Origin of the sequence: Dermabacter hominis NBRC 106157, assembly GCF_001570785.1 — a bacterium.
GTDB lineage: Bacteria > Actinomycetota > Actinomycetes > Actinomycetales > Dermabacteraceae > Dermabacter > Dermabacter hominis.
Window position 1 is genome coordinate 77,331 of sequence record NZ_BCSI01000005.1, and the last position, 21,447, is coordinate 98,777.

20 protein-coding genes are annotated in these 21,447 nt (G+C 64.1%); 17 read left to right on the top strand and 3 right to left on the bottom strand.

The genetic code is table 11. The annotated features are described in order from the left end of the window. Nucleotides 1–3: 3 nt before the first annotated feature. The gene (locus DEHOM01_RS09785) at nucleotides 4–1,050 is read right to left on the bottom strand and encodes a DUF4439 domain-containing protein (RefSeq protein WP_061212049.1); all 1,047 of its coding nucleotides are present in this window, start codon (nucleotides 1,048–1,050) and stop codon (nucleotides 4–6) included. Nucleotides 1,051–1,146: 96 nt separating this feature from the next. Here DEHOM01_RS09785 and rimP point away from each other — a divergent pair, with 96 nt between their 5' ends. From rimP to truB, 7 genes are all read left to right on the top strand, one after another. Beyond that, nucleotides 1,147–1,692, top strand: coding sequence for a ribosome maturation factor RimP (gene rimP / locus DEHOM01_RS09970; protein ID WP_061212050.1), 546 nt, complete (start codon nucleotides 1,147–1,149; stop codon nucleotides 1,690–1,692). A gap of 51 nt (nucleotides 1,693–1,743) precedes the next feature. Next, nucleotides 1,744–2,712 (top strand): transcription termination factor NusA, encoded by a 969-nt coding sequence (gene nusA / locus DEHOM01_RS06640; protein ID WP_016663036.1) that lies wholly within the window; start codon nucleotides 1,744–1,746, stop codon nucleotides 2,710–2,712. A 209-nt stretch (nucleotides 2,713–2,921) separates the two neighbouring features. Continuing rightward, a complete protein-coding gene (locus tag DEHOM01_RS09790; protein ID WP_226998125.1) occupies nucleotides 2,922–3,215 on the top strand; it encodes a YlxR family protein in 294 nt (97 codons plus the stop codon). A gap of 90 nt (nucleotides 3,216–3,305) precedes the next feature. After that, nucleotides 3,306–6,185 (top strand): translation initiation factor IF-2, encoded by a 2,880-nt coding sequence (infB, locus tag DEHOM01_RS06650; RefSeq protein ID WP_061212051.1) that lies wholly within the window; start codon nucleotides 3,306–3,308, stop codon nucleotides 6,183–6,185. A gap of 110 nt (nucleotides 6,186–6,295) precedes the next feature. Continuing rightward, nucleotides 6,296–7,393: a TRM11 family SAM-dependent methyltransferase gene (locus tag DEHOM01_RS06655; protein WP_167346656.1), complete on the top strand. Its 1,098-nt coding sequence runs from the start codon at nucleotides 6,296–6,298 to the stop codon at nucleotides 7,391–7,393. Between the two features lie 35 nt (nucleotides 7,394–7,428). Next, on the top strand, nucleotides 7,429–7,881 hold the full coding sequence (rbfA, locus tag DEHOM01_RS06660; RefSeq protein WP_016663033.1) for a 30S ribosome-binding factor RbfA: 453 nt from the start codon (nucleotides 7,429–7,431) through the stop codon (nucleotides 7,879–7,881). Further along, entirely contained in the window at nucleotides 7,874–8,833 is a 960-nt protein-coding gene (gene truB / locus DEHOM01_RS06665) for a tRNA pseudouridine(55) synthase TruB (protein ID WP_061212053.1), read from the top strand. The genes rbfA and truB overlap by 8 nt, the downstream gene beginning before the upstream one ends. A gap of 20 nt (nucleotides 8,834–8,853) precedes the next feature. On the opposite strand, the gene DEHOM01_RS06670 is transcribed toward truB, so the two are convergent. Continuing rightward, nucleotides 8,854–10,350 (bottom strand): L,D-transpeptidase family protein, encoded by a 1,497-nt coding sequence (locus tag DEHOM01_RS06670; protein WP_061212054.1) that lies wholly within the window; start codon nucleotides 10,348–10,350, stop codon nucleotides 8,854–8,856. A gap of 186 nt (nucleotides 10,351–10,536) precedes the next feature. Here DEHOM01_RS06670 and DEHOM01_RS06675 point away from each other — a divergent pair, with 186 nt between their 5' ends. The 3 genes from DEHOM01_RS06675 to DEHOM01_RS06685 all read left to right on the top strand — a co-directional run bounded on the left by DEHOM01_RS06675 (nucleotide 10,537) and on the right by DEHOM01_RS06685 (nucleotide 14,346). Next, nucleotides 10,537–11,544 carry a bifunctional riboflavin kinase/FAD synthetase gene (locus DEHOM01_RS06675; RefSeq protein WP_245630674.1) on the top strand — a complete coding sequence of 336 codons (1,008 nt, stop codon included), beginning with the start codon at nucleotides 10,537–10,539 and terminating at the stop codon, nucleotides 11,542–11,544. A 103-nt stretch (nucleotides 11,545–11,647) separates the two neighbouring features. Next, complete coding sequence (gene rpsO, locus DEHOM01_RS06680) at nucleotides 11,648–11,917, top strand: 30S ribosomal protein S15 (protein ID WP_016663029.1); 270 nt, start codon at nucleotides 11,648–11,650, stop codon at nucleotides 11,915–11,917. Nucleotides 11,918–12,108: 191 nt separating this feature from the next. Beyond that, the gene (locus tag DEHOM01_RS06685) at nucleotides 12,109–14,346 is read left to right on the top strand and encodes a polyribonucleotide nucleotidyltransferase (RefSeq protein WP_061212055.1); all 2,238 of its coding nucleotides are present in this window, start codon (nucleotides 12,109–12,111) and stop codon (nucleotides 14,344–14,346) included. Nucleotides 14,347–14,429: 83 nt separating this feature from the next. Here DEHOM01_RS06685 and DEHOM01_RS06690 read toward each other — a convergent pair whose 3' ends face one another. Beyond that, entirely contained in the window at nucleotides 14,430–14,993 is a 564-nt protein-coding gene (locus DEHOM01_RS06690) for an RDD family protein (protein ID WP_167346657.1), read from the bottom strand. Nucleotides 14,994–15,128: 135 nt separating this feature from the next. Here DEHOM01_RS06690 and DEHOM01_RS06695 point away from each other — a divergent pair, with 135 nt between their 5' ends. The 7 genes from DEHOM01_RS06695 to dapA are packed head-to-tail and all read left to right on the top strand — an operon-like array spanning nucleotide 15,129 to nucleotide 21,440. Beyond that, a complete protein-coding gene (locus tag DEHOM01_RS06695) occupies nucleotides 15,129–16,487 on the top strand; it encodes a M16 family metallopeptidase (protein WP_061212057.1) in 1,359 nt (452 codons plus the stop codon). 31 nt (nucleotides 16,488–16,518) lie between these two features. After that, a complete protein-coding gene (dapB, locus tag DEHOM01_RS06700; RefSeq protein WP_061212058.1) occupies nucleotides 16,519–17,283 on the top strand; it encodes a 4-hydroxy-tetrahydrodipicolinate reductase in 765 nt (254 codons plus the stop codon). A gap of 60 nt (nucleotides 17,284–17,343) precedes the next feature. Beyond that, nucleotides 17,344–18,243, top strand: a complete 900-nt coding sequence (locus DEHOM01_RS06705; protein ID WP_061212059.1) for an SGNH/GDSL hydrolase family protein — start codon at nucleotides 17,344–17,346, stop codon at nucleotides 18,241–18,243. Further along, the gene (locus tag DEHOM01_RS06710; protein ID WP_245630675.1) at nucleotides 18,240–19,001 is read left to right on the top strand and encodes an S-layer homology domain-containing protein; all 762 of its coding nucleotides are present in this window, start codon (nucleotides 18,240–18,242) and stop codon (nucleotides 18,999–19,001) included. The genes DEHOM01_RS06705 and DEHOM01_RS06710 overlap by 4 nt, the downstream gene beginning before the upstream one ends. A 42-nt stretch (nucleotides 19,002–19,043) precedes the next feature. Beyond that, nucleotides 19,044–19,751 carry an HAD-IA family hydrolase gene (locus tag DEHOM01_RS06715; RefSeq protein WP_167346658.1) on the top strand — a complete coding sequence of 236 codons (708 nt, stop codon included), beginning with the start codon at nucleotides 19,044–19,046 and terminating at the stop codon, nucleotides 19,749–19,751. 55 nt (nucleotides 19,752–19,806) lie between these two features. Then, the gene (gene thyX / locus DEHOM01_RS06720; RefSeq protein WP_061212062.1) at nucleotides 19,807–20,526 is read left to right on the top strand and encodes an FAD-dependent thymidylate synthase; all 720 of its coding nucleotides are present in this window, start codon (nucleotides 19,807–19,809) and stop codon (nucleotides 20,524–20,526) included. Beyond that, on the top strand, nucleotides 20,523–21,440 hold the full coding sequence (gene dapA, locus DEHOM01_RS06725; RefSeq protein WP_061212063.1) for a 4-hydroxy-tetrahydrodipicolinate synthase: 918 nt from the start codon (nucleotides 20,523–20,525) through the stop codon (nucleotides 21,438–21,440). Before thyX ends, dapA begins: the two co-directional genes overlap by 4 nt. Nucleotides 21,441–21,447: the final 7 nt, after the last annotated feature.

Sequence of the window (21,447 nt, forward strand, 5' to 3'; positions counted from 1 at the left end):
GATTTAGCTCTCGCCTTCGTCGATCCCCGGGAACGGGGGGAGGGTTTCGCGCAGCGCCTCGAGTGCCTTTGCGCTCTCGAGGGCTGCCGTGAGGAACGGCGCGCGTTCGCTCAAGGGTGCCAGCCCCGCGAGTTCGACCGCATTGGCGAGCGTGCGAGAGGTGACCTTGAGGCGTAGGTTCGCGGCCCCTTCCGCATCGAGCGGGCGAGGCAGGGCGTACCCCGCCTCGCGAGCAACCAGGGGCAGCCCCAGGCGTTCGGCGACCTCGCCGAACGCCTCAGCGCGTGAGGCGTGGACGTTGGCCGCCTTGAGGTACGCCTCACGCTGATCAGCTTTGACGCGAGTGGCTGCGACCTCGAGGGCGTAGGCCGCGAAGTTTTCGTCGGTCTGCGCTCGCTCGAGGGGGGTCTCAATGAGGTGAGTCTCAGCAGCTTCGGGTGGGTCAATTGCGGGGACCTCGCGACTGGGTTCCATATCTGTAAAGGGCTTGGGCGCACTGACGCCCGCGACGGCGGCAGCTTTCGCGACGCGGGTAAGCCGCAGAGCGGCCCACTCGGTCCACGCGCTCCCCGCGGCGCACAGATCCGCGAAGTCTCCCGAGACCTGAATGGTCGCGTGGGCGTAGAGGTCGCGCAGGGCCGCGAGGCCGCGTGCCGCGTCGAGCATGGCGCGCTCGACGGAGGCCTGCGTGCCGGCAGCTGCGCTCTCGTGGGCGGATTCCCCCTTTTCGGTGCGATTCGCCTCAGCCGAGGCGATTTTCTCCTGTTCGGCGCCCGTGCGGAGTGCTCGCTGGTGGGTCGCGAGCGCAGACGTCAGGAACGACGGGAAATCTTCGTGCGGGCGAGCGGTCTCGAGAATGCCCGCGAGGTCCGTCACAGATGTGAGGAGTTCCGTGCGGTAGATCTCGTCTATCCCCGGGGGCGGGGGTGTGTAGGTTTCGCGCTGGCCGATCGCGATGCGCGTGGGCCCCGTGCAGCTCGCCAATAGCGGCGTCGCGAGGATTCCCGCGAGAAACCCACGCCTGGCCAGGCCTTTTGTTACGTGCCTCATGCGGCTCCTCGTTCCCGGATGTGCCACCATGTTCAGCACATTATGATCTCGGTGTCCCACTCTATTGGGTACGGACAAGCGCGCGAAAGGAGCCCCATGGAGAAGAACGCCACCTCCGCTAAGGCCGGTCAGGTTGAGACACTCTCGAAGGCCTTCGCGCCCATCGTCGAGGGGCACGGACTCGTTGTCGAGCATCTCACCGTCAAGACACGAGGGGCCGCAACCCTTCTCGACGTCGTCGTCGATCTTCCCGAAGATGAAATTGGGAGCGCCGATCTCGATGCCCTCACCGATGTGTCGCGCGAGCTTTCTGACCTCCTCGACGCTGATACGTCGCTTATCGGGGATGGGCCTTCGACGCTCGAGGTCACGACCCCGGGCGTGTTTCGGCCCCTGACCGAAATTCGCCACTTTAAGCGCGCCCGCACCCGTCTTCTCGACGTTGAAGACACCTCGGGGCGCACCTTTCTTGGCCGCCTCGAGGACGTTGAGGGCGAACAGCTCGTGTTTGACGTGCAGAAACCGCCTCACGTTCCGAAGAAGGCCGCGAAGGCGGCGCCGGCAGGCAAAGTGCCGCCGGGACCGCACCGGATGCACGTGTCCGACGTCGCCCGGGCCGAGGTTCATCTCGAGTTTCGTTAGTCCCGGATAGCCACCGCACATAATTGAAGAACAGATCATAAGGAGCACGCAATGGATATCGATATGGGAGCGCTTCGCGCGCTCGAACGCGAACGCGAGATCAGCATGGAGGTTCTCCTCGAGGCGATCGAGAGTGCCCTTCTTGCCGCCTACCAGCACACGCCGCACCCCGCGCGCGAGGCGCGCGTTGAGATCGACTCAAAGACGGGTGTGGTGACCGTCATCGCTCGCGATGTTGATGTCGATGGCGAGGTTGAAGAGTGGGATGACACGCCCGAGGGCTTTGGCCGCGTTGCTGCTTCGATCGCGCGTCAGGTGATTTTCCAGCGTATTCGCGCGCTCGAAGACGAGGCTGTTCTCGGCGAGTTTGCGGGCCGCGCTGATGACATCGTCTCTGGCGTCATTCAGCAGGGGCGTGACTCCCGAATGGTTCAGGTTGACCTCGGCAACGTTGAAGGTCTCCTTCCCCCGCACGAGCAGGTGCCAGGCGAGAGCTACCCACACGGCAAGCGCATCCGCGCCTATGTTGTCGATGCGCGACGTGGCCCGAAGGGGCCCTCGATTACGCTTTCGCGCACCCACCCGAACTTCGTGCGCCGCCTTTTCGAGCTTGAAGTTCCCGAGATCGCCGACGGCACCGTGGAGATCGTTTCGCTCGCGCGAGAGTCGGGGCACCGCACGAAAATGGCGGTTCGCGCGAACGTCGCTGGCGTCAATGCGAAGGGAGCGTGCATCGGTCCCATGGGTGCGCGCGTGCGCTCCGTCATGAACGAACTCGAGGGGGAGAAGATCGACATCGTCGACTTTGATGACAACCCCGCGACGTACGTTGGTAATGCACTCAGCCCTGCGCGCGTTGCCTCTGTCGTCGTGACCGACGAAGTCAATCGACAGGTGCGCGCGGTTGTGCCAGACAATCAGCTTTCGCTCGCGATCGGCAAGGAAGGGCAGAACGCGCGCCTCGCCGCGAAGCTCACGGGTTGGCGAATTGACATTCGCACCGAGGGCCAGGAGGACTGAGAAGCGGTCGCTGAACCCCCGGTGGCCCACGTGATAGTGCGCACGGCAGCTCCGGCAATTCGTCGACGTTTTGCCGGCCGGGGGTAGACTAGAAGGGCTGATCATCCGTATTCGAGAGGGAAGTTGTCGCCATCGCCGAGAATCACGCCGCACCGAGCTCGCGCTCACGTCGGCCCTCTCGCGCGGCACATCGACCGTCTCGCACGTGCGTGGGTTGCCGGGAAACCGGCGAACGCCACGCGATGATCCGCGTGGTCCGGGAGGAACAGGGAACATCCCTCAGCCTCGCCGTTGACCCGAGCGCGAGCGCCCACGGGCGCGGTGCCTGGGTTCATCCGGATCCCGCATGCATTGCTTTCGCTCTCACACGCGGCGGTTTCCAGCGCTCCTTCCGGGCGCCGGTAGACGTCGCGGCTCTCGAACGGGAGGGAACTCTCGAGAGGGCGCGTGAGGCGATGACTCACCCCACACGGGGTGCCGAACCACATTTGGAAGCGGGATAACACCAATGGACATCCGATGAGTACTCGAAAATGAGCACCCTCAGGAACTAGTGGACCGCGCCTGCTCGGCGCGGCCGAGACAGGAGAATTGTGGCTAAACTTCGCGTCCACGAGCTCGCCAAAGAGCTGGGAATGCCAAGTAAAGAAGTCCTCGCGAAGCTCAATGACATGGGCGAATTCGTGACCAGTGCGTCCTCGACAATCGAGGCGCCCGTGGCCCGCCGTGTGCGTGCCGCGTTCCCGAACGCAGGAAAGAAGAAGGGCGAGGAAGCGTCGGTATCGAAGACCGCCGCCAAGAAGCCCGCGCCCCGCAAGCCGGCCCCGAAGAAGGCTGCGGAACCGAGCGCCGCCAAGGCGGAGCCGAAGCCCGCACCGAAGGCCGAGGCCGAGAGCCCCGCGCCGAAGCAGAAGGCCAGCACCGATGCGCCCGCGGCAAAGCCCGGCGCAGCACCCAAACCCGGTGCGCGCTCGAACGCGCCGAAACCCGGCGCCCCCAAGCCTGCGGCCAAGCCCAAGGCCGATGCTGCCCCCGCGCCGAGGCCCGGTGGCGCTCCCAAGCCCGGCGCTAACCGCCCCGGCCCGCGCCCCGGTGGTGCTCGTCCCGGCAATAACCCGTTTGCGTCCTCGCAGGGGATGCCGCGCCCGGGTGGCCGCCCCGGCAACAACCCGTTTGCCTCCTCCCAGGGCATGCCGCGTCCTGGCGGTCGTCCAGGTCCTCGCCCCGGCGGCGAGTCGCAGGGTGGTCCGCGCCCGCAGCGTCGCGACGGAGATTCGCGACCCTCGCGCGAGGGCCGTGGCAACGCACGTCCGTCTAACCGCGGGCCCCGCCCCAACCCGAACATGATGCCTGCGCACTCGCCGCAGGCCGAGAGCCAAGGTCGTCCCGCAGGCGGCAACGGTGGCCGCGGGGGTCGCGGTGGCCGTGGCCGCGGTGGCTTCGGCGGCGGCCCAGGTGGCCCCGGTGGCGCTCCCGGCCGTCCGGGTGGTCGCCCCGGTGGTGGCGGTCGCGGCGGTCGCCGCGGCGGCACCCAGGGCGCCTTTGGGCGTGGCGGCAAACCAGCCAAGAGCCGGAAGTCGAAGCGCGCAAAGCGCCAGGAATTCGAGCAGATGCAGGCTCCCGCACCGGGCGGCGTGCAGATCCCGCGCGGTGACGGCAATACCGTCATCCGCCTGCGCCGTGGTGCGACCCTGAGCGACTTCGCCGAGCGCATTGACGTCAACCCCGCCTCGCTCATCACCGTGCTGTTTGCGATGGGTGAGATGGCGACGGCAACCCAGTCGCTCGACGAAGACACGTTCCAGCTTCTCGGCGAGGAACTCGGTTACAAGATTCAAATCGTTTCTCCCGAGGACGAGGAGCGCGAGCTTCTCGAGCAGTTCGACATCGACCTCGAAGGAGAACTTGCCGAGGAGACGGAAGAGGACCTCGAGCCTCGCTCGCCCGTTGTCACCGTCATGGGTCACGTCGACCACGGTAAGACCCGCCTTCTCGATGCGATCCGACGCGCGAACGTGGGCCAGGGCGAAGCCGGCGGCATCACCCAGCACATCGGTGCCTACCAGGTGCAGGTGGAGCACGAAGGCGACATGCGCCCCATCACGTTCATCGATACCCCCGGTCACGAGGCGTTCACCGCCATGCGTGCCCGTGGCGCCAAAGTCACGGACATCGCGATCCTCGTGGTCGCCGCTGACGACGGCGTGATGCCGCAGACGATCGAGGCGCTCAACCACGCGCAGGCCGCAGACGTGCCCGTCGTGGTGGCCGTCAACAAGATCGATAAGGAATCCGCGAACCCCGACAAGATCCGTGCCCAGCTCACCGAGTACAACCTCGTGGCTGAGGAATACGGCGGCGACACGATGTTCGTCGATGTCTCGGCGCGCGAAAACCTCCACATCGATGACCTTCTCGAGGCCGTCCTCCTTACGGCGGATGCTGCCCTCGAACTCAAGGCAAACCCGAACAAGGATGCCCGTGGTGTGGCGATCGAGGCGAGCCTCGACCGTGGCCGCGGCCCTGTCGCGACCGTGCTCGTCGAGCAGGGAACCCTGCGTGTCGGCGATGCGATCGTGTGTGGCACCGGCCATGGCCGCGTGCGCGCCATGATCGACGAAAACGGCAACCAGCTCGAAGAAGCAGGCCCATCGCGACCCGTTCAGGTGCTCGGCCTCAGCTCCGTCCCCGGCGCCGGTGACTCGTTCATCGTTGCCGCTGACGAGCGCATGGCACGCCAGATCGCCGAGAAGCGCGAGGCAGCCCAGCGCGCCGCGCAGCTGTCGAAGCGCCGCAAGCGCATGAGCCTCGAGGATCTCAAGGCGGCAATGGAAGAGGGCAAGATCGAGACCCTCAACCTCATCCTCAAGGGCGATGCCTCCGGTTCGGTCGAAGCCCTCGAAGAGGCGCTGCTCGGCATCGACGTGAGCGAGGATGTGCAGCTTCGCATCATCGATCGCGGCGTTGGTGCGATCACGATGAACAACATCAACCTCGCCGTTGCCTCGGATGCCGTCATCATCGGCTTCAACGTGCGTGCCGAAGGCCAGAACGCCGAGTACGCCGAGCGTGAAGGTGTCGAGATCAAGTACTACTCGGTCATCTACCGCGCGATCGAGGACATCGAGAACGCCCTTCTCGGCATGCTCAAGCCCGAGTACGAAGAGAAGGACACGGGCAGTGCGGAAATTCGCGAGATCTTCCGCTCCTCGAAGTTCGGCAACATCGCGGGTTCGCTCGTCATGTCTGGCACGATCAACCGCGGCTCGAAGGCTCGCATCACGCGCCAGGGCGTCGTGATTACAGAGGGCCTCGAGATCGCCGGTCTGCGTCGCTTCAAGGACGACGTGACCGAGGTCCGCGAGGGCTACGAGTGCGGTATCAACCTGGGCAGCTTCAACGACGTCCAGGAAGGCGACCTCATCACGACCTACGAAATGGTCGAGAAGCCGCGCGAAAAGAAGAAGGACTAATCGCCTTTCGGTGATAATGCGCGGGCGGCGCTTCGGTTGAGGCCGGGGCGCCGCCCGTTTCGCCGCCGTTGCCCCGCATGCTGCGGCACATCACGATGAACGGAGAGAACATGCGTGTCAATGTCCTCATCGCACCGAGCGCGAACAGGGTGTACGGGTTGGAAGCTCCGCGTCTCGCTGCAGCCGAACTTGCGTTCGTCCTCAACGAGGGTGCTCCCGGCGTGCTCACGGACACGAGCGACGTGCGAGAGGCGGGCCTCGATTTCCTCGCCCTCGACATCGACGATGAAGCGTGGGAACGCCCCGAAGTCCAGCGCGAGCTCGCGTTCGCCCTCGCCTACAGCCCGCACGTGTTTGCGGCCTTCGAGGAGGTCGGGCGCATGCCCGCCCCAACGGCCGATCGCACGTACGTGGATGAAAGTCCGACGCTTCCCTTGCTCCAGCCGATTCCGCTTCCGGACGTTGAGCGCTACCCGAGTACCCTGCTCACGACTCTCAAGTATCAGGGGAAAACAAATGAGCAGTTCACGGCGCTTCTTGTGCACCTCGCGGCGCATGCCGCAGGCAAAGCGCAGGCGCTGCGCGAGGGAACGTTGCGCGTCCTCGATCCAGTCGCCGGCCGCGGAACCACGCTCAACCAGGCGCTCATGTGGGGGCTGAGCCCCGTGGGCGTGGATCTCGACAAGAAGGACGCTGAGCTCTACCGCGCGTTCCTCACAACGTGGATGCGCGAGAATCGACTCAAGCACACGACGTCGGACACGAAGCTCACCATCAATAAGAAAGCGCTCGGGCGGCACTTTCATGCCGAGCTCGCCCGCTCGAAGAGTGATCAGCGCGCGGGGCGCAGCCAGAGCCTCGAGTTCTACACGGCGGATTCGACCGGACTCGATCACTTTCTCAAAGCCCGCAGCGTCGACGTGATCGTCGCAGACCTCCCTTACGGCGTGCAGCACGGTGCGAAGGTGGGCGCGCACCTCAGCCGCTCGCCTCTTGATCTCTTGCGAAATGCCCTGCCTGCGTGGACTCGCACTCTCGCCCGCGGCGGTTCCGTGGCTCTGGCCTACAATCGCCACACGACTTCCGCGGATGACGTGCACGCTATCCTTCAGGAACACGGGCTTACGAGCGCGGGGGAGGACAGCAACTTTAGGCACCGGGTCGATGCGTCAATCGACCGAGACATCGCGCTTGCGCGCAAGGCGTAGCGCGTCGAAACTTCCGATTACTCAAGGAGAGACCCATGAACGACAATCCCCGCGTACGGCGCCTCGCCGATCAGATTAAGAAGATCGTGGCCCGCACGCTCGATGAAAAAGTCAAGGATCCGCGGCTCGGTTTCGTGACGGTCACCGATGTTCGCCTCACCGGCGATGGCCAGCACGCCTCGATTTTCTACACCGTCTATGGAAGCGACGAGGAGCGAGCAGGGACCGCTGCCGCTCTCAAGGCCGCAAAAGGCATGCTGCGGAGCGCTGTGGGGCGCGGCATCACCGCGCGCCTCACTCCGTCTCTCGAGTTCTTCGAGGACACGATCCCGGAAACGTCGAAAACGATCGAGGATCTTCTCGTCGAAGCGCACCACCGCGACAGCGAGCTTGAACGCGAACGTGCCGGCAAGCAGTTCGCGGGTGACGCCGATCCCTACCGCGTCCCCGGCGAGCATCTCGTGGACGACGACGAGGACGATGAGTAAAAAACGCGCGGGGGAGGGGCCTCACGGTTTCCTCCTCCTCGATAAGCCGGCGGGGCTGACGAGTCACGACGTTGTCGCACGCGTGCGCTACCACCTCAATACGCGCAAGGTCGGTCACGCGGGCACGCTTGACCCCGCCGCGACGGGCCTCCTCCTTCTCGGCGTAGGGCACGGCACAAAGCTGCTCACCTATGCCGTGGGACTCGATAAGACCTATGAAGCGACGATTCGACTCGGGCATGCGACCGTCACGGACGATGCGGAAGGTGAGCGGCTTGGCGACGTTGCCCCCGCGCATGAGCTGCGTGCACTGAAGGAGGATCGCAGCAGGCTCGAGAGCGCCATCGGTGACCTTACGGGAGATATCGAGCAAGTCCCGAGCGCCGTGAGCGCAATCAAGGTGGGCGGCGTGCGCTCCTACGCCCGCGTGCGCGGGGGAGAGGAGGTCGAACTCGCCGCGCGCCCCATCCGCGTGGAGCGCTTCGAGATTCGTGATCTCCGCATGGCAGGAGACTTCCTCGACGTAGATTGCGTCGTGGACTGCAGCTCCGGCACCTACATCCGTGCGCTTGCACGCGACCTCGGCGCTGCCCTCGGAGTAGGCGGGCACCTCACCGCTTTACGGCGCACGCGCGTGGGCGACTTTACCGTGGACAACGCCCAGCGAATTCCTGAGCGCGATGCGCCGCGCGCGGCAGAAGCCCCTTCGGGAGGATTGCACCTCACGCCGCTGGGCGAAGCGGCCCTGTCGTTTTTGCCTTTGCGAGCCGTGAGCGAGCGCGAAGCTGCAGCGCTCAGGTATGGGCAATGGATTGAGGCTCCTCAAGCGTCGGAACCCGAAACCTACCCGGCGGCCGCGATCGTGCCGCCCACGGGTGAGCTCGTGGCAATCGTCGAACCGGCCCCCAAAAGAGGCCTCCTCAAGAGTGCGAGCGTTATACCGCGTCTCTAAAGCGCGCCGGTTCCCCGCTGTCAGCGGTGCGAGACGACCTTCGTTCCGAGGCTTGCCCACTCGAACAGCCACTTGGCGTCCTTGACGCGCATGTTCACGCAACCGTGCGAGGCGGAGTAGCCGAAGCTCGAGCGCCACGGTGCGGAGTGGAGCGCATAGCCCTTGTGGAAGAACTGGTTGTATTTCACGTTACGCGAGCAGTAGCTGTAGCGGGGGGTGCAGCCCATGTCCTGAACCTCGGTGCGGTACCAGATCTCGTACTCACCCGTGGGGGTTTCGGTGCCCTTACCGCCATCGACGATAGACACTGGGCCAAATACGGCCTTGTCGCCGACGTAGGCGGTGACGGTCTTGTCGGCGAGGTTGATGTCGATCCACTTCTCGCCGTTGTGGGCCTCGGCGGGCGCGTACGAGGGAAGCTCACCCGGAACCTTCGAGAGGTCGACGGGCGCCTTCTCGACCTTCTTTTCCTTCACCTCGGCTTTTTCAACCTCGGTCGTCATGGCAACGTCGAGGTTTTCACCGGTGGAGAGCGCGTGGGTGAGCTTCTGGGTGATGTCCTTCGCGTTCGTTACCTTGATGCCGTCCCTGCCGGGGGAGACTTCGGTGCGAGAACCGTCCTCGCCGACCTCGACGAGGCCGTCCTTTTTGCTCTTTGCGACCTTTTCAGTCAGCTTTCCAACGTAGCCGTCGACCTTCTCTTCATCGACCGTGATCTCAAAATGGTCCCCTGCCTCATTCGGGGCGATGGAGACGAAGTTAAGGCGGTCCTTGCGCTTGACCTCGAAGGTTTTGTCCTCGGGGCCCGTCACGACGAGGGAGCTCTTGAGCATGGTTTCGAGCTTGTCGAGCGTGGCCTGTGCGGTTTCGGTGTTGAGCTGCGGCTCGATGGTCGTGAACTCTTGCGTCACGGTGAAGTCTTTGAGCTCGGGCGCGTGTTTTTTCACGTCCTTGACGAAGTTGGCGGGGTCGACGCCCTTGCCTGCCTTCGATTCAACGACGGAGAACTCCTTGGTCTCGTCGTCCTGGACGATCTGCGCATCGACGGGCTCGACTTCGTTGTCGGGAACGAGGGACTCGGCGTAGGCGCGGGCCTTCTCCTCGTCGACGGTGACAACGGGCGTGATGGAGTGCGTGCCGCTCAGGGCAGCGCTCACAACCGACGGGATGCTCGACTCGCGCGAAAGGGCTTTCTCGACAGTCTTATCGACGTCGATGCGCCCACCGATCTCCTCGAGGGGAACGGTTGTGCGCTCGCCGTTGGCGTCGACGGTGACAGTGACGCCGGTGGTCTCTTTCTGGACGATTGTGCGAATTTGCTCGGCCGTTTTTCCAGCGACATCGACTCCGGCAATCGTGGTGCCGGGCAGGGCCTTGCCCTCGAACTGCTTTGCGTACGCGAACGAGCCGCCGGTCGCGACGAGTGCGATGACGACAGCCAAGGCCGTGAGAACGAGAAGTACTGTTCGACCGTGCTTCTTGGAAGCGGGAGTGTGTGTCACGGGGGTGGTTGACATGCGCTCGATCCTTCACACGTAGAGAGGGGACAACGTTCACTGTAGCGAATGTGCGCGACAGATTTAAGATGCAAGGAAGTATGCGAGGTGTGTCATGGGTGACGTTACCGGCCCAGCCCGCAAAGCCTCCTGGCTGTTCATCGGTTAAGGTGGCATGTGTTCGATCCCCTCCCACGAAAGCTTGTCGTGAACGAAGTGACCTCCTCGCGCGTGTGGCGCGACCCTCATGAGGTTCCGCGTGAACTCGCTCCGGGCGTGGTGACGATCGGGAACTTTGACGGCGTTCACCGTGGTCACCGCCGCGTCATCGACTCGCTCGTGTCGTACGCGAGCGCTCACGACCTTGCGCCGCGCGCCCTCACTTTCCATCCGCATCCCCGTCACGTCATGACCGGTAGCGAAGAGCCGATGCTGATCACGGGGTATGACGATCGAAATGCCCTCGTGTGCGAAGCGGGTGTCGAAGATTTGCTCGATGTCCACTTCACACTCGAGTTTGCGCAGCTGCGCGCTGAGGAGTTCGTGCGCGAGTACCTTGTTGACCTCCTTCGTGCGCGTGCAGTTGTGCTCGGGAAGGACTCGCGGTTCGGGCGCCGTAACGAAGGCGACTTTCACACGATGGTCGAACTCGGCGAGAAGTACGGCTTCCAGGTCGTGAGTGTCGAGGAGCTCGATGCGGATACCGAGGCGGAATCGGGAGGGCGCGAGCGCATCTCCTCGACTCTCGTTCGGAAGAGTTTGCTTGCGGGTGATACGCCCGGCGCTGCGCGCATGCTCGGCCGGTGGCACTCGGTGCGCGACACGGTACGCCATGGCTTTAAGCGTGGGCGGGAACTCGGATTCCCCACGGCAAACTTCAGTGCCCACCCGAGTGGTGCCGTCCCGATCGACGGGGTGTACGCGGGCTACTTTTCGGTACTTGACGGCGACCGATTCCTCGAGCGGGTTCCCGCGACCATTTCCGTGGGCACGAACCCGACGTTCGAAGAGGGCCCTGCTTACCGGATCGTGGAGACGTACGTGCTCGGCTCGCACGAGTACGAGCTCTACGATCGGCAAGCAAAGGTTGAGTTTGTCGAGCGGCTTAGGCCGACGCTTGCCTTCGATGGCATCGAGGCCCTGGTCGAGCAGATGCACCGCGATGTTGCCGTGACTCGCAGCACTCTTGCCGCTCATGGCGACCCGTGCGCCTAACGCTGCTGCTAGCCTTGAAAGGCCGTGCTTTATCGGCCACGGATTCTAAGTGCTCGGGAGAACAGGCCCCGGTGCGCCGTGCAACAAGGTGATAGGAGAGCCAGTGGCTTACGATTCCTCCGTCAAACAGGAGATCATTAAGGAATACGGTCTGAGCGAGGGTGACACCGGCTCGCCCGAGGTGCAGATTGCGCTTCTGTCGCATCGCATCAACTACCTCACCGAGCACCTCAAGGATCACAAGCACGATCACCACACCCGTCGTGGTCTGCTTCTCCTCGTTGGTCGCCGCAAGCGCCTTCTGCAGTACCTGCAGTCGGTCGACATTGAGCGTTACCGTTCGCTGATTCAGCGTCTCGGTCTGCGCCGCTGACTTTATTCCGCCGCTCACCCGCCGGGTGGGCGGCGTTTTACCATCCATCGAGTTTTCCTTGCAACAATGATGAGGAGGGGATCGGTCCTCGGCAGTGACGTCTTCCGCGCAGGCGGGATACGCGACTGGCGATGGCCGGCCCCACGGCAAAGAAAACTCTTGTTCACCACAGAAAGAGAGTGACAGTGACCATGGAAGGCCACAACATTCATTCAACGATCGCCACGATCGACAACGGCTCGTACGGCAAGCGCGAAGTGCGCTTTGAAACCGGCCGCCTCGCAAAGCAGGCCGCGGGTGCCGTCGCCGTCTACCTCGACGACGACACGATGGTGTTCAGCGCAACCGCTGTCTCTAACCAGCCGAAGGAGCAGTTCGACTTCTTCCCGCTGACCGTTGACGTCGAAGAGCGCATGTACGCCGCGGGCCGCATCCCCGGCTCCTTCTTCCGTCGCGAGGGCCGCCCGGGCACCGACGCGATCCTCGCAGCCCGTCTGACAGACCGCCCGCTGCGCCCCGCCTTCGTCAAGGGCCTGCGCAACGAGGTCCAGGTTGTTCTCACGGTTATGGCTGTGAACCCCGACGATGCCTATGACGTCGTGGGCATCAACGGCGCCTCGGCATCGACCCAGATCTCGGGCCTGCCGTTCTCGGGCCCCATCGGGGGCGTACGCATCGCGCTCATGCCGAACGCCGAGGGCGGCCAGTGGATCGCCTTCCCGACCTTCAGCCAGCTCGATGAGGCCGTGTTCTCGATGGTTGTCGCGGGCCGCATCGTTGAAGATGACGTCGCGATCATGATGGTTGAGGCCGAGGCGACCGATCACGCCTGGTCGCTCATCAAGGAGCAGGGAGCGGTGGCACCGACCGAAGAGGTCGTCGCCCAGGGCCTCGAAGCTGCCAAGGTTTACATCCGCACGCTGTGCGAGGCGCAGAAGGAGCTCGCCGCGAAGGCCGCCAAGCCCGTTCGCGAGTTCCCGCTCTTCCTCGACTACCAGGACGATGCGTACGATCTCGTCGCCGACGCGGCGACCGATCGTCTCCGTGAGGTCATGAGCATCGCGGGCAAGCAAGAACGCGAAGAGGCCACCGAGACCCTGCTCGCGCAGGTCAAGGAGGAACTCGCCGACAAGCTCGAGGACCGCGAGAAGGAAATTACTGGAGCCTTCCGTGCGCTCACGAAGAAGGTCGTGCGCGAGAAGATCCTTACGGAGGGCGTGCGTATTGACGGCCGCGGCCTTCGCGACATCCGCCAGCTTTCGGCCGAGGTCGAGGTGCTCCCGCGAGTGCACGGTTCGGCTATCTTCGAGCGCGGCGAGACCCAGATCCTCGGCGTCACCACCCTCAACATGCTCAAGATGGAGCAGCAGATCGACGGCCTTTCGCCTGTGGATCACAAGCGCTACATCCACCACTACAACTTCCCGCCCTACTCGACCGGTGAGACGGGCCGCGTGGGCTCGCCCAAGCGCCGCGAGATCGGCCACGGCATGCTCGCCGAGCGCGCACTCGTCCCGGTTCTGCCGAGCCGCGAGGAGTTCCCGTACGCGATTCGACAGGTATCCGAGGCCCTCGGATCCAACGGTTCGACCTCGATGGGCTCCGTGTGCGCCTCGACTCTCGCGCTCCTGAACGCCGGTGTGCCGCTCAAGGCGCCCGTTGCCGGTATCGCCATGGGCCTCGTTTCCGACACCGTGAACGGAGAGACCAAGTACGCGGCCCTCACCGACATCCTCGGTGCAGAGGACGCTTTCGGCGACATGGACTTCAAGGTCGCGGGAACCTCCGAGTTTGTGACGGCTATCCAGCTCGACACGAAGCTTGACGGCATCCCCGCTTCCGTTCTCGCGGGTGCCCTCTCGCAGGCTCGCGAGGCTCGCCTGCACATCCTCTCGATTCTCGAAGAGGCCATCGATCAGCCCGATGAGATGAGCCCCAACGCGCCGCGAGTTCTCGCCGTCACCATCCCGGTGGACAAGATCGGCGCGGTCATCGGCCCGAAGGGGCAGATGATCAACCAGATCCAGGACGACACCGGAGCGGACATCACGATCGAGGACGACGGCACCGTGTACATCGGCGCGACCGACGGCCCCTCGGCCGAGGCTGCGCGTGCGGCCGTCAACGCGATTGCTAACCCGCTTGTGCCAGAGGTCGGCGAACGCTACCTCGGCACGGTCGTGCGTGTCGTCGACTTCGGCGCGTTCATCTCGCTCACGCCTGGCAAGGACGGCCTGCTGCACGTCTCGCAGTTGCGTAAGCTCAACGGCGGCAAGCGCGTGGAGAGCGTCGAAGACGTCGTGAGCGTCGGCCAGAAGATCGAGGTCGAGATTCGCGAGATCGACTCGCGTGGCAAGATCTCGCTCGCGGTGGCGGCTGACGAAGACGACGCTGAGAAGACGGACGAGTCCGAGCAGGGCGCCGAGTAGCCTTTCGCGCTCACACGCGAAGCAAGACGAGAGTGGGCGGCCAGGAAATCCTGGCCGCCCACTCTATTGCTGGGGAGAGCTTTCTAGCTATTGGCGATGACGACGGTCTTGGCGACTTTGTCGTGCCAGCCCTGGCGGCGGCCCGAGCCGTCGAACAGGGGCGAGAGCCAGCATGCGAGCGAGGCCAAGCTGCCCACGATGGGAATGATGGCCATGAGGCCGGGGAGCGCGAAGCGGAGAGCTGCGTTGACGAGTCGAGGTGTCTCACCTGTCTCGAGACTCACAACCTTGATCTTCATGGCCATTTTCCCGAGAGTTGCGCCGAAGCGTGCGAGCATGAGGGTTTCGTAGACGAGACCGGCGATCGCGATGAAGAGAATTCCGACCCCGGTAACGATAATGGCCAGCCCGAATCCGGCATCGGAGCCGTCACTCGCCGACGCGATGGCACCGATGATGCCACCGAGGATGACAGCGGCGATGCCGCCAGCGAAGCCGGCAATGAGAGCATCGATGATACGGGCAAGAGCACGCTGACCGATGCTCGCGAGAGTACGAGTACCCTTCCCGGGGATCTCTACGCTTTCAGAGCCCGAACCGGATGACTGCTGGCCGAAGCTTTGCTGACCTTGGTAGCTCTGGTTCATGTGCGGATTCTGCGGCTGGAAATTAGGGGTGGGGTTCGACATTTTTCTCCTCGAGAAAACTGACAACGAAAGTACGGCTGCGAATGACCGCGCCTATAGAGTAATGCACACCACTAGGAGAAGGACCTTTTTCACATGCCAGTTGCGCTCGACTTTACGTCAGGCCTCGATCAGGTCTTGCACGAGCACGAGGGCGCCTTCACGCGCCGCTCAATTCTTCCCGGGGGCGTGCGGCTCCTTACCGAACGTGATCCCGGTGTCCGCTCGGCAAGCGTCGGATTTTGGCTCCCCGTGGGCTCACGCGATGAGCGACCTGAGCACGCCGGCTCGACTCACTTTCTCGAGCACCTGCTGTTTAAAGGCACACCCACGAGAAGCGCCCTCGACATCGCCCGCGCCTTCGATGAAGTGGGAGGCGAGTCGAACGCCGTGACCGCGAAGGAGCACACGTGCTATTACGCTCGCGTACGCTCGGTCGACTTGCCCATGGCCCTTGCGACCCTTGCGGACATGGTCACAAGCGCCTCGATCACGAGCGAAGCATTCACGACCGAACGCGAGGTCATTCTCGAGGAACTCGCGATGGCGGAGGATGACCCGACTGATGTGGGCCACGAGGCTCTCATCGCTTCGGTGCTCGGCGAGGAAACGGCGCTCGGGCGGCCCGTGGGGGGAACCCCCGCGACGATCAACTCCGTCACGGTCGAGGCGGTGCGGGAGCACTACCGCGCCCATTATTTGAGTACCAACCTCGTGGTGACGGCAGTCGGAGACGTCGACCACGACGAGGTGGCGACGATGCTTCTCGACAGTCTTGCGAAAGGCGGGTGGAGCCTCAGTGACGGGCAAGCGCCGCGCCCTCGCCGTGCTCAGCAGGGCTTTGCGTACCCGAGCGGCGAGGATGGCACAGATGGACTCGAGGCGCTGCGGCACGGAGCCGTCACGAAGCGCCTTATGCGCGAGACCGAACAGACCCACCTTTTCCTCGGCGGACCGGCGATCCCCGCGTGGGACGAACGGCGGCATTCTCTGAGTGTCGCGATGGCGATCCTCGGTGGTGGGATGAGTTCGAGGCTCTTCCAGGAGGTGCGTGAGAAGCGCGGCCTTGCCTATTCGGTGTACGGGTTTACAGCGGCGTATCGCGATGCCGGTCTTGCGGGGCTGTACGCCGCGTGCCGTCCCATGAATGCGGAACAGGTCGCGCAGCTTTTGCTCGAGGAGACGCAGAGGCTCGCGACAGACGGGATTGAACGAGAAGAGCTTGCGCGGACGCTCGGGCACATCTCGGGGTCGATGGCGCTCAGCCTCGAGGACACGCAGTCGCGCATGGCGCGGCTCGCAACGGCTGAGCTCGTTCTCGGTTCGTATCGAACGGTTGATGAAGCTCTCGAAGCCTTCCACGGTGTGACGCGCGAGAGCGTGCGTGAGATCGCCTCCGAGGTTGCTTCGGCGCTGCGAGTGCGCGTCGACGTCGGCCGTACCGGCACCGCCTGACATACTTGATCGCGAATACACACACGAGGGGATGGTTATGAGCATTCGCGTTGGAGTTATTGGTTCAGCCGGGCGTATGGGAAGCGAGGTTGTCCGCGCTCTCGAGGCGGCCTCCGATCTCGACTTCGTACGGGGAATCACGGCCGAGGACTCCCTCGAGCAGCTTCTCGACGACGATGGCGCGCCGCTTGTGGACGTGGCCGTCGACTTCACCCTTCCGAGCGTGACGAAAGCGAACGTGCTGTGGCTTATCGAGCACGGTATCCACGCGGTCGTGGGGGCGACCGGTTGGGATGATGCGGCGCTCGCCGACGTTCGCGCAGCCCTCGACGACACCCCCGAGACCGGCGTTCTCATTGCCCCGAACTTCGCGATCGGCGCAGTGCTTGCGATGAGCTTCGCGCGCACCGCCGCACGGTTTTATGAGAGCGCAGAGGTGGTCGAACTTCACCACCCCGACAAACTCGATGCGCCGTCCGGAACCGCGCTGCACACGGCCCGTGCGATCGCTGACGGCCGCGCACAGGCGAACCTCGGGCCCGTCCCGGATGCGACCGAGCGCGACCCCCACGGCGCGCGAGGAGCCGACATCGACGGCGTTCACGTGCACGCCGTGCGCCTGCGCGGACTCGTGGCGCACGAGGAAATTCTCTTCGGCAACCCGGGAGAACAGCTCACTATCCGTCACGACTCATTCGATCGCGTGAGCTTCATGCCCGGAGTTCTCCACGGCGTGCGCGAGGTGGCCTCTCATCCCGGTCTCACGGTGGGGCTAGAGAACTACCTCTCGCTGTAAGCTAAGTGGCGTCGGAACTGATCGCTCACCTCTCGCACGCACCCGAGGAGGCTCTGCCACATGTCCGAGAACCCGCCCTCGCACGCCCTCGCGCGTGCCTTTGCGGCACTCGCGCCCGAACGGCCTCTTGCACTGTGGGGTTCGAGTTCGATGGAAGGCGGTCTCGGTGCCGAGCACACTCCTCGACCGGTATACGTCCACGAGGAAATTGCGAATGCAATGAACCCCGTGCCGGTCACGAATCTCGCGTACGGCGCACAGTTTTCGGGGCACACGACGATTCTTCGTGGACTCGACACGCCCATGGTGCATATCCCCGAGGGGTACACGGGCGGGCGAGTGAATGTGCGCGTGGACACGGATGTTCCCGGCATGTGGTCGTTCACGTGTCACGGGAAGCTGTCGAGCGGGGCGAGCGGCACGCTCACGGGAACGCCGGAAAACCAGTGGTTCTTTGAGTCCGACGGCGGCCCTGCGACATCGGGTGTCTTCACATCGTCGTGGAAAGCCACCACCGAGAACTGGCGGCACGTAATCTGGACGGGGAAGAACAACATCGTGCAGCGTGAGCAGGTACTGAGCGACGTCGAGAGGCTCGTCGCCTCCGCGCGTGATCCGAAGACGGATGCAATCGTTCTCGGTCAGTGGGTCACGAAAAACGACCTCGATGCTCCCGAGAAAATTAGGGCCATTCACGCGGTCAACGCCGCCCAACGCGAGGCTTACGGGCACCGCTTCGTGGATGTGCAAGCCCTCCTGACGAGCGAGGAGGCGCTGCGCGCCGAACCAATCGCGTCGCTTGATTTGCACTCGCGAGCAGAAACACGTTCCGAACTCGAGAAGGGGATCGTGCCGACCCCGCTCAGGGGTAGCGACGGTATCCATTTGAGCGGTTGGGGCAATCTCCTCGTCTCGTGGGTTCTCATCGAGAAAATGAAGGAGCTCGCGTGGATGGCATGAGGGCGGTGAATTCGGAAGCGGCAGGCCTCGTGACGACGCGGCGGGCGTTGCTGGCCTCGCTCTTGGGGATTGCCGGCATCGCCGCGCTCAAGCTACGGCCCGCGACCGCGACGAAGCCGGGCACGCAAGTCGTTGCTGATCCCGCGGAGCGCTACGCCGACGCGATCGAGTGGCTCGTGAAGCACGATCTGTTCGATCCAGCCCGCGAGGGAACGTTCCTCCCGGGCGCCGATGTGACGCGTGAGGACGCCGCGATCATGCTGTTCCGTCTCGCTGGTGCCCCCGAGCGTGACGGTCTCGACCTCGAACCGTATCGAGACGTTGAGAAGACGGCTCGCAGCTATCGCGAAATCATGTGGATGCGCGGCCAGGCGGTGTTCTTCGGCGAGTACGACGCGACCTTTCAGCCGACGCAGCCCGTGACGCGAGCGGAGGGGTGTTCGTTCCTCGCGCGGCTGCTTCGTGGCGTAGTTGCCGCGCACTTCGCGGCGGGAGGCTCCGCTGTTGCGCCCGAGATCGCGAGCTTTCGCGACGTCTCCAAGGAGCACCCGCGCTTCGCGGATATTGAGTGGGCCCGTGCAGTGGGACTGCTCGGGCGCGACCTCACGCTCGGTGAAGCCGAGAGCTCGGGCGAGCGACAGGCCGACGCTTCCGCCCCTCTCGTCGATGCCGAGCTTCGGCCAGACGCTACTCTCATGAGGGGCGAGTTCGCGCGGTTGCTTCAACGCGCGAACGCCCTATTCGACGACGCCCACTAGATGGGCGCCCCAACCTCGACTAAGGAGTGACACGTGGCAGACATGGCGGCGACGCTCGACGGGTGCGCGAAGGGAACATCTCTCGCGCGTGCGAAAGCGATCCTTCTCGATTCCGATGGGACCCTCGTCGACTCAACTCGAAGTGTCGAGGCAAGCTGGGACACCCTCCTCGGTGACGAGGGTGCGGGACGCTTTGAAAAGCACTATCACGGTCAACCGGCCAGGCGAGTATTGCGCCTCGCGATGCCCGACATCAGCGAGGAGAAGCTCGAGGAGCTTTTCACCAAAGTCGAGGGATACGAAATTGCGAGCGCGGGCGATGTCGAGGCATTCGACGGGACCGCGCGTTTCCTCGGCGAACTCGAAGAGGCAAAGGCTGCGCTTTCGCGCGAATGCTGGGCGATAGCGACGAGCTGCACGCTTCCACTCTTCGAAGCGCGCTACCGGCCCCTTGGGCTCCCGTTCCCCACAACCCTCGTGACCGCCGATCAGGTCACGCACGGTAAGCCGGATCCCGAGCCCTACCTCCTCGCGGCACAGAGACTCGGGGTCGATGCGGCGGAGTGCATCGTCGTCGAAGATGCGCCGGGTGGCCTCGCCTCAGCTCGTGCTGCGGGGGCGTTCGTCGTGAGTGTTCTCAACAGTGCGAGTGCGGAGACCGTCGGCCCCCTTGCTGATCTCGTGATTCCTTCGCTCGCGGATGTCTCGATCGAAGCCTGCGAAGGGGAGCTCGTGCTTCGTGCGCGGTGAGCGCCACGCGGCGATTTTCGGTTTTTGAACTGCTTGGTCAACTAGGGTGATACATATGAGCGAAATAGTGTTCCGATCCGACGTCACGGTCGACCTTGTGAGGTCACAGGCTTCCGATTCCGATGTCATCTTTGCCGCGCGGGTCTCGACCCAGGGAGAAAAGTCCAAGAGCGTCGTGGGCACCGATGCCTCCGATCGCGACAAGGGCCTCATCAACTACCTTATGCGCGACCGCCACGGCTCGCCGTTCGAGCACAACAGCTTCACGTTCTACGTCGAAGCGCCGATTTTCGTGTTCCGCGAGTTCATGCGCCACCGGATCGCGTCCTATAACGAGGAATCAGGCCGCTACCGCCAGATGCGCCCGATTTTCTATGTGCCCGGTCCCGAGCGCAAGCTCGTCCAGAAGGGCAAGCCCGGCGCCTATGACTTTTACGAGGGCAGCCCCGAGCAGCACGACATCGTGACGAAGGCGTACAAGGCGCAGTGCGAGAGCGCGTATGCCGCTTACCTCGAGATGCTCGAGGCCGGCGTTGCACGCGAGGTCGCACGCGGCGTTCTGCCCCTCACGCTGTTCAGTTCGATGTACGTGACCGTCAATGCCCGAAGCATGATGAACTTCCTGTCGCTGCGCACCAAGCGTGAAGGCTCGCACTTCCCGTCGTTCCCGCAGCGCGAGATCGAGATGGTCGCCGAAAAGATCGAAGAGTTCTTCGCCGAGGCGATGCCCCTCACCTACGAAGCGTTCAACGCGGGCGGCCGGGTGGCGCCGTGAGTCAAGAAGCACCGGTATTTGGACGTCTCGGCGTCGCTATCGTCACGCCCTTCACTGAGGATCTCGAGAAGGCCGATCACGAGGCTCTCGCCGGCCTCGCGCGCCATCTCGTCGACGAAGGCCACGATCTCATCGTCGCGAACGGCACCACGGGCGAATCACCCACCACGAGCGATGAGGAAAAGCTCGCGATTCTCGCGACCGTACGCGAGGCAGTTGGTGCGGATGTCACTCTCCTCGCGGGGGCGGGCACGAACGATACGCGTCACTCGGTCGCGCTTGCACGCGCGATTGAAGAGGGCGGCAATGCCGACGGCCTCCTGCTCGCAACCCCGTACTACTCCAAGCCCACGCAGCGCGGCCTGATCGCGCACACGCTCGAGATCGTCAACGCCGTCGACCTGCCGGCGATGCTCTACGACATTCCCGGTCGCTCAGGCATCCCTATCGAATACGAGAGCGCCGTCGAACTGTCCCAGCACCCGAACATCGTTGCCCTCAAGGAAGCCAAGGGCGACATGCACGAGGCCTCCAAGCTCATCCGTGACACGGGCCTCGATATTTACTCCGGTGAAGACGCTCTCAACCTGCCGTGGCTTTCGATCGGTGCAGTTGGAACGGTCTCTGTCACGAGCCACCTCACCGGCAGGCTCGACCGCCTCATGTTCGACGCCCTCGAACAGTGCGACCTCGCGCTCGCGCAAAGGCTCCACGCTTCGCGCATCGACTTTGTTGACGCGATCATGAACCAGGGCCCAGGAACGATGGCGATCAAAGAAGCCCTTACACACCTCGGCGTGCTTCCGCACGCTGGCTGCCGCGCCCCGCTCGGAACGGTCGAGCCGGAGGTCGCGGCGCGCATCCACGCCGCCGTAGACGCCTACCAGAGCGTCCTCGCGCAGCACACCAGCTGAAGAATTT

Bases quoted from the DNA above. Each gene is read 5' to 3' on its own strand.
- DEHOM01_RS09785 (WP_061212049.1), bottom strand. From the start codon at position 1,050: ATGAGGCACGTAACAAAAGGCCTGGCCAGGCGTGGGTTTCTCGCGGGA.
- rimP (WP_061212050.1), top strand. From the start codon at position 1,147: ATGGAGAAGAACGCCACCTCCGCTAAGGCCGGTCAGGTTGAGACACTC.
- nusA (WP_016663036.1), top strand. From the start codon at position 1,744: ATGGATATCGATATGGGAGCGCTTCGCGCGCTCGAACGCGAACGCGAG.
- DEHOM01_RS06655 (WP_167346656.1), top strand. From the start codon at position 6,296: ATGCGTGTCAATGTCCTCATCGCACCGAGCGCGAACAGGGTGTACGGG.
- rbfA (WP_016663033.1), top strand. From the start codon at position 7,429: ATGAACGACAATCCCCGCGTACGGCGCCTCGCCGATCAGATTAAGAAG.
- truB (WP_061212053.1), top strand. From the start codon at position 7,874: ATGAGTAAAAAACGCGCGGGGGAGGGGCCTCACGGTTTCCTCCTCCTC.
- DEHOM01_RS06670 (WP_061212054.1), bottom strand. From the start codon at position 10,350: ATGTCAACCACCCCCGTGACACACACTCCCGCTTCCAAGAAGCACGGT.
- DEHOM01_RS06685 (WP_061212055.1), top strand. From the start codon at position 12,109: ATGGAAGGCCACAACATTCATTCAACGATCGCCACGATCGACAACGGC.
- DEHOM01_RS06690 (WP_167346657.1), bottom strand. From the start codon at position 14,993: ATGAACCAGAGCTACCAAGGTCAGCAAAGCTTCGGCCAGCAGTCATCC.
- DEHOM01_RS06695 (WP_061212057.1), top strand. From the start codon at position 15,129: ATGCCAGTTGCGCTCGACTTTACGTCAGGCCTCGATCAGGTCTTGCAC.
- dapB (WP_061212058.1), top strand. From the start codon at position 16,519: ATGGTTATGAGCATTCGCGTTGGAGTTATTGGTTCAGCCGGGCGTATG.
- DEHOM01_RS06705 (WP_061212059.1), top strand. From the start codon at position 17,344: ATGTCCGAGAACCCGCCCTCGCACGCCCTCGCGCGTGCCTTTGCGGCA.
- DEHOM01_RS06710 (WP_245630675.1), top strand. From the start codon at position 18,240: ATGAGGGCGGTGAATTCGGAAGCGGCAGGCCTCGTGACGACGCGGCGG.
- DEHOM01_RS06715 (WP_167346658.1), top strand. From the start codon at position 19,044: ATGGCGGCGACGCTCGACGGGTGCGCGAAGGGAACATCTCTCGCGCGT.
- thyX (WP_061212062.1), top strand. From the start codon at position 19,807: ATGAGCGAAATAGTGTTCCGATCCGACGTCACGGTCGACCTTGTGAGG.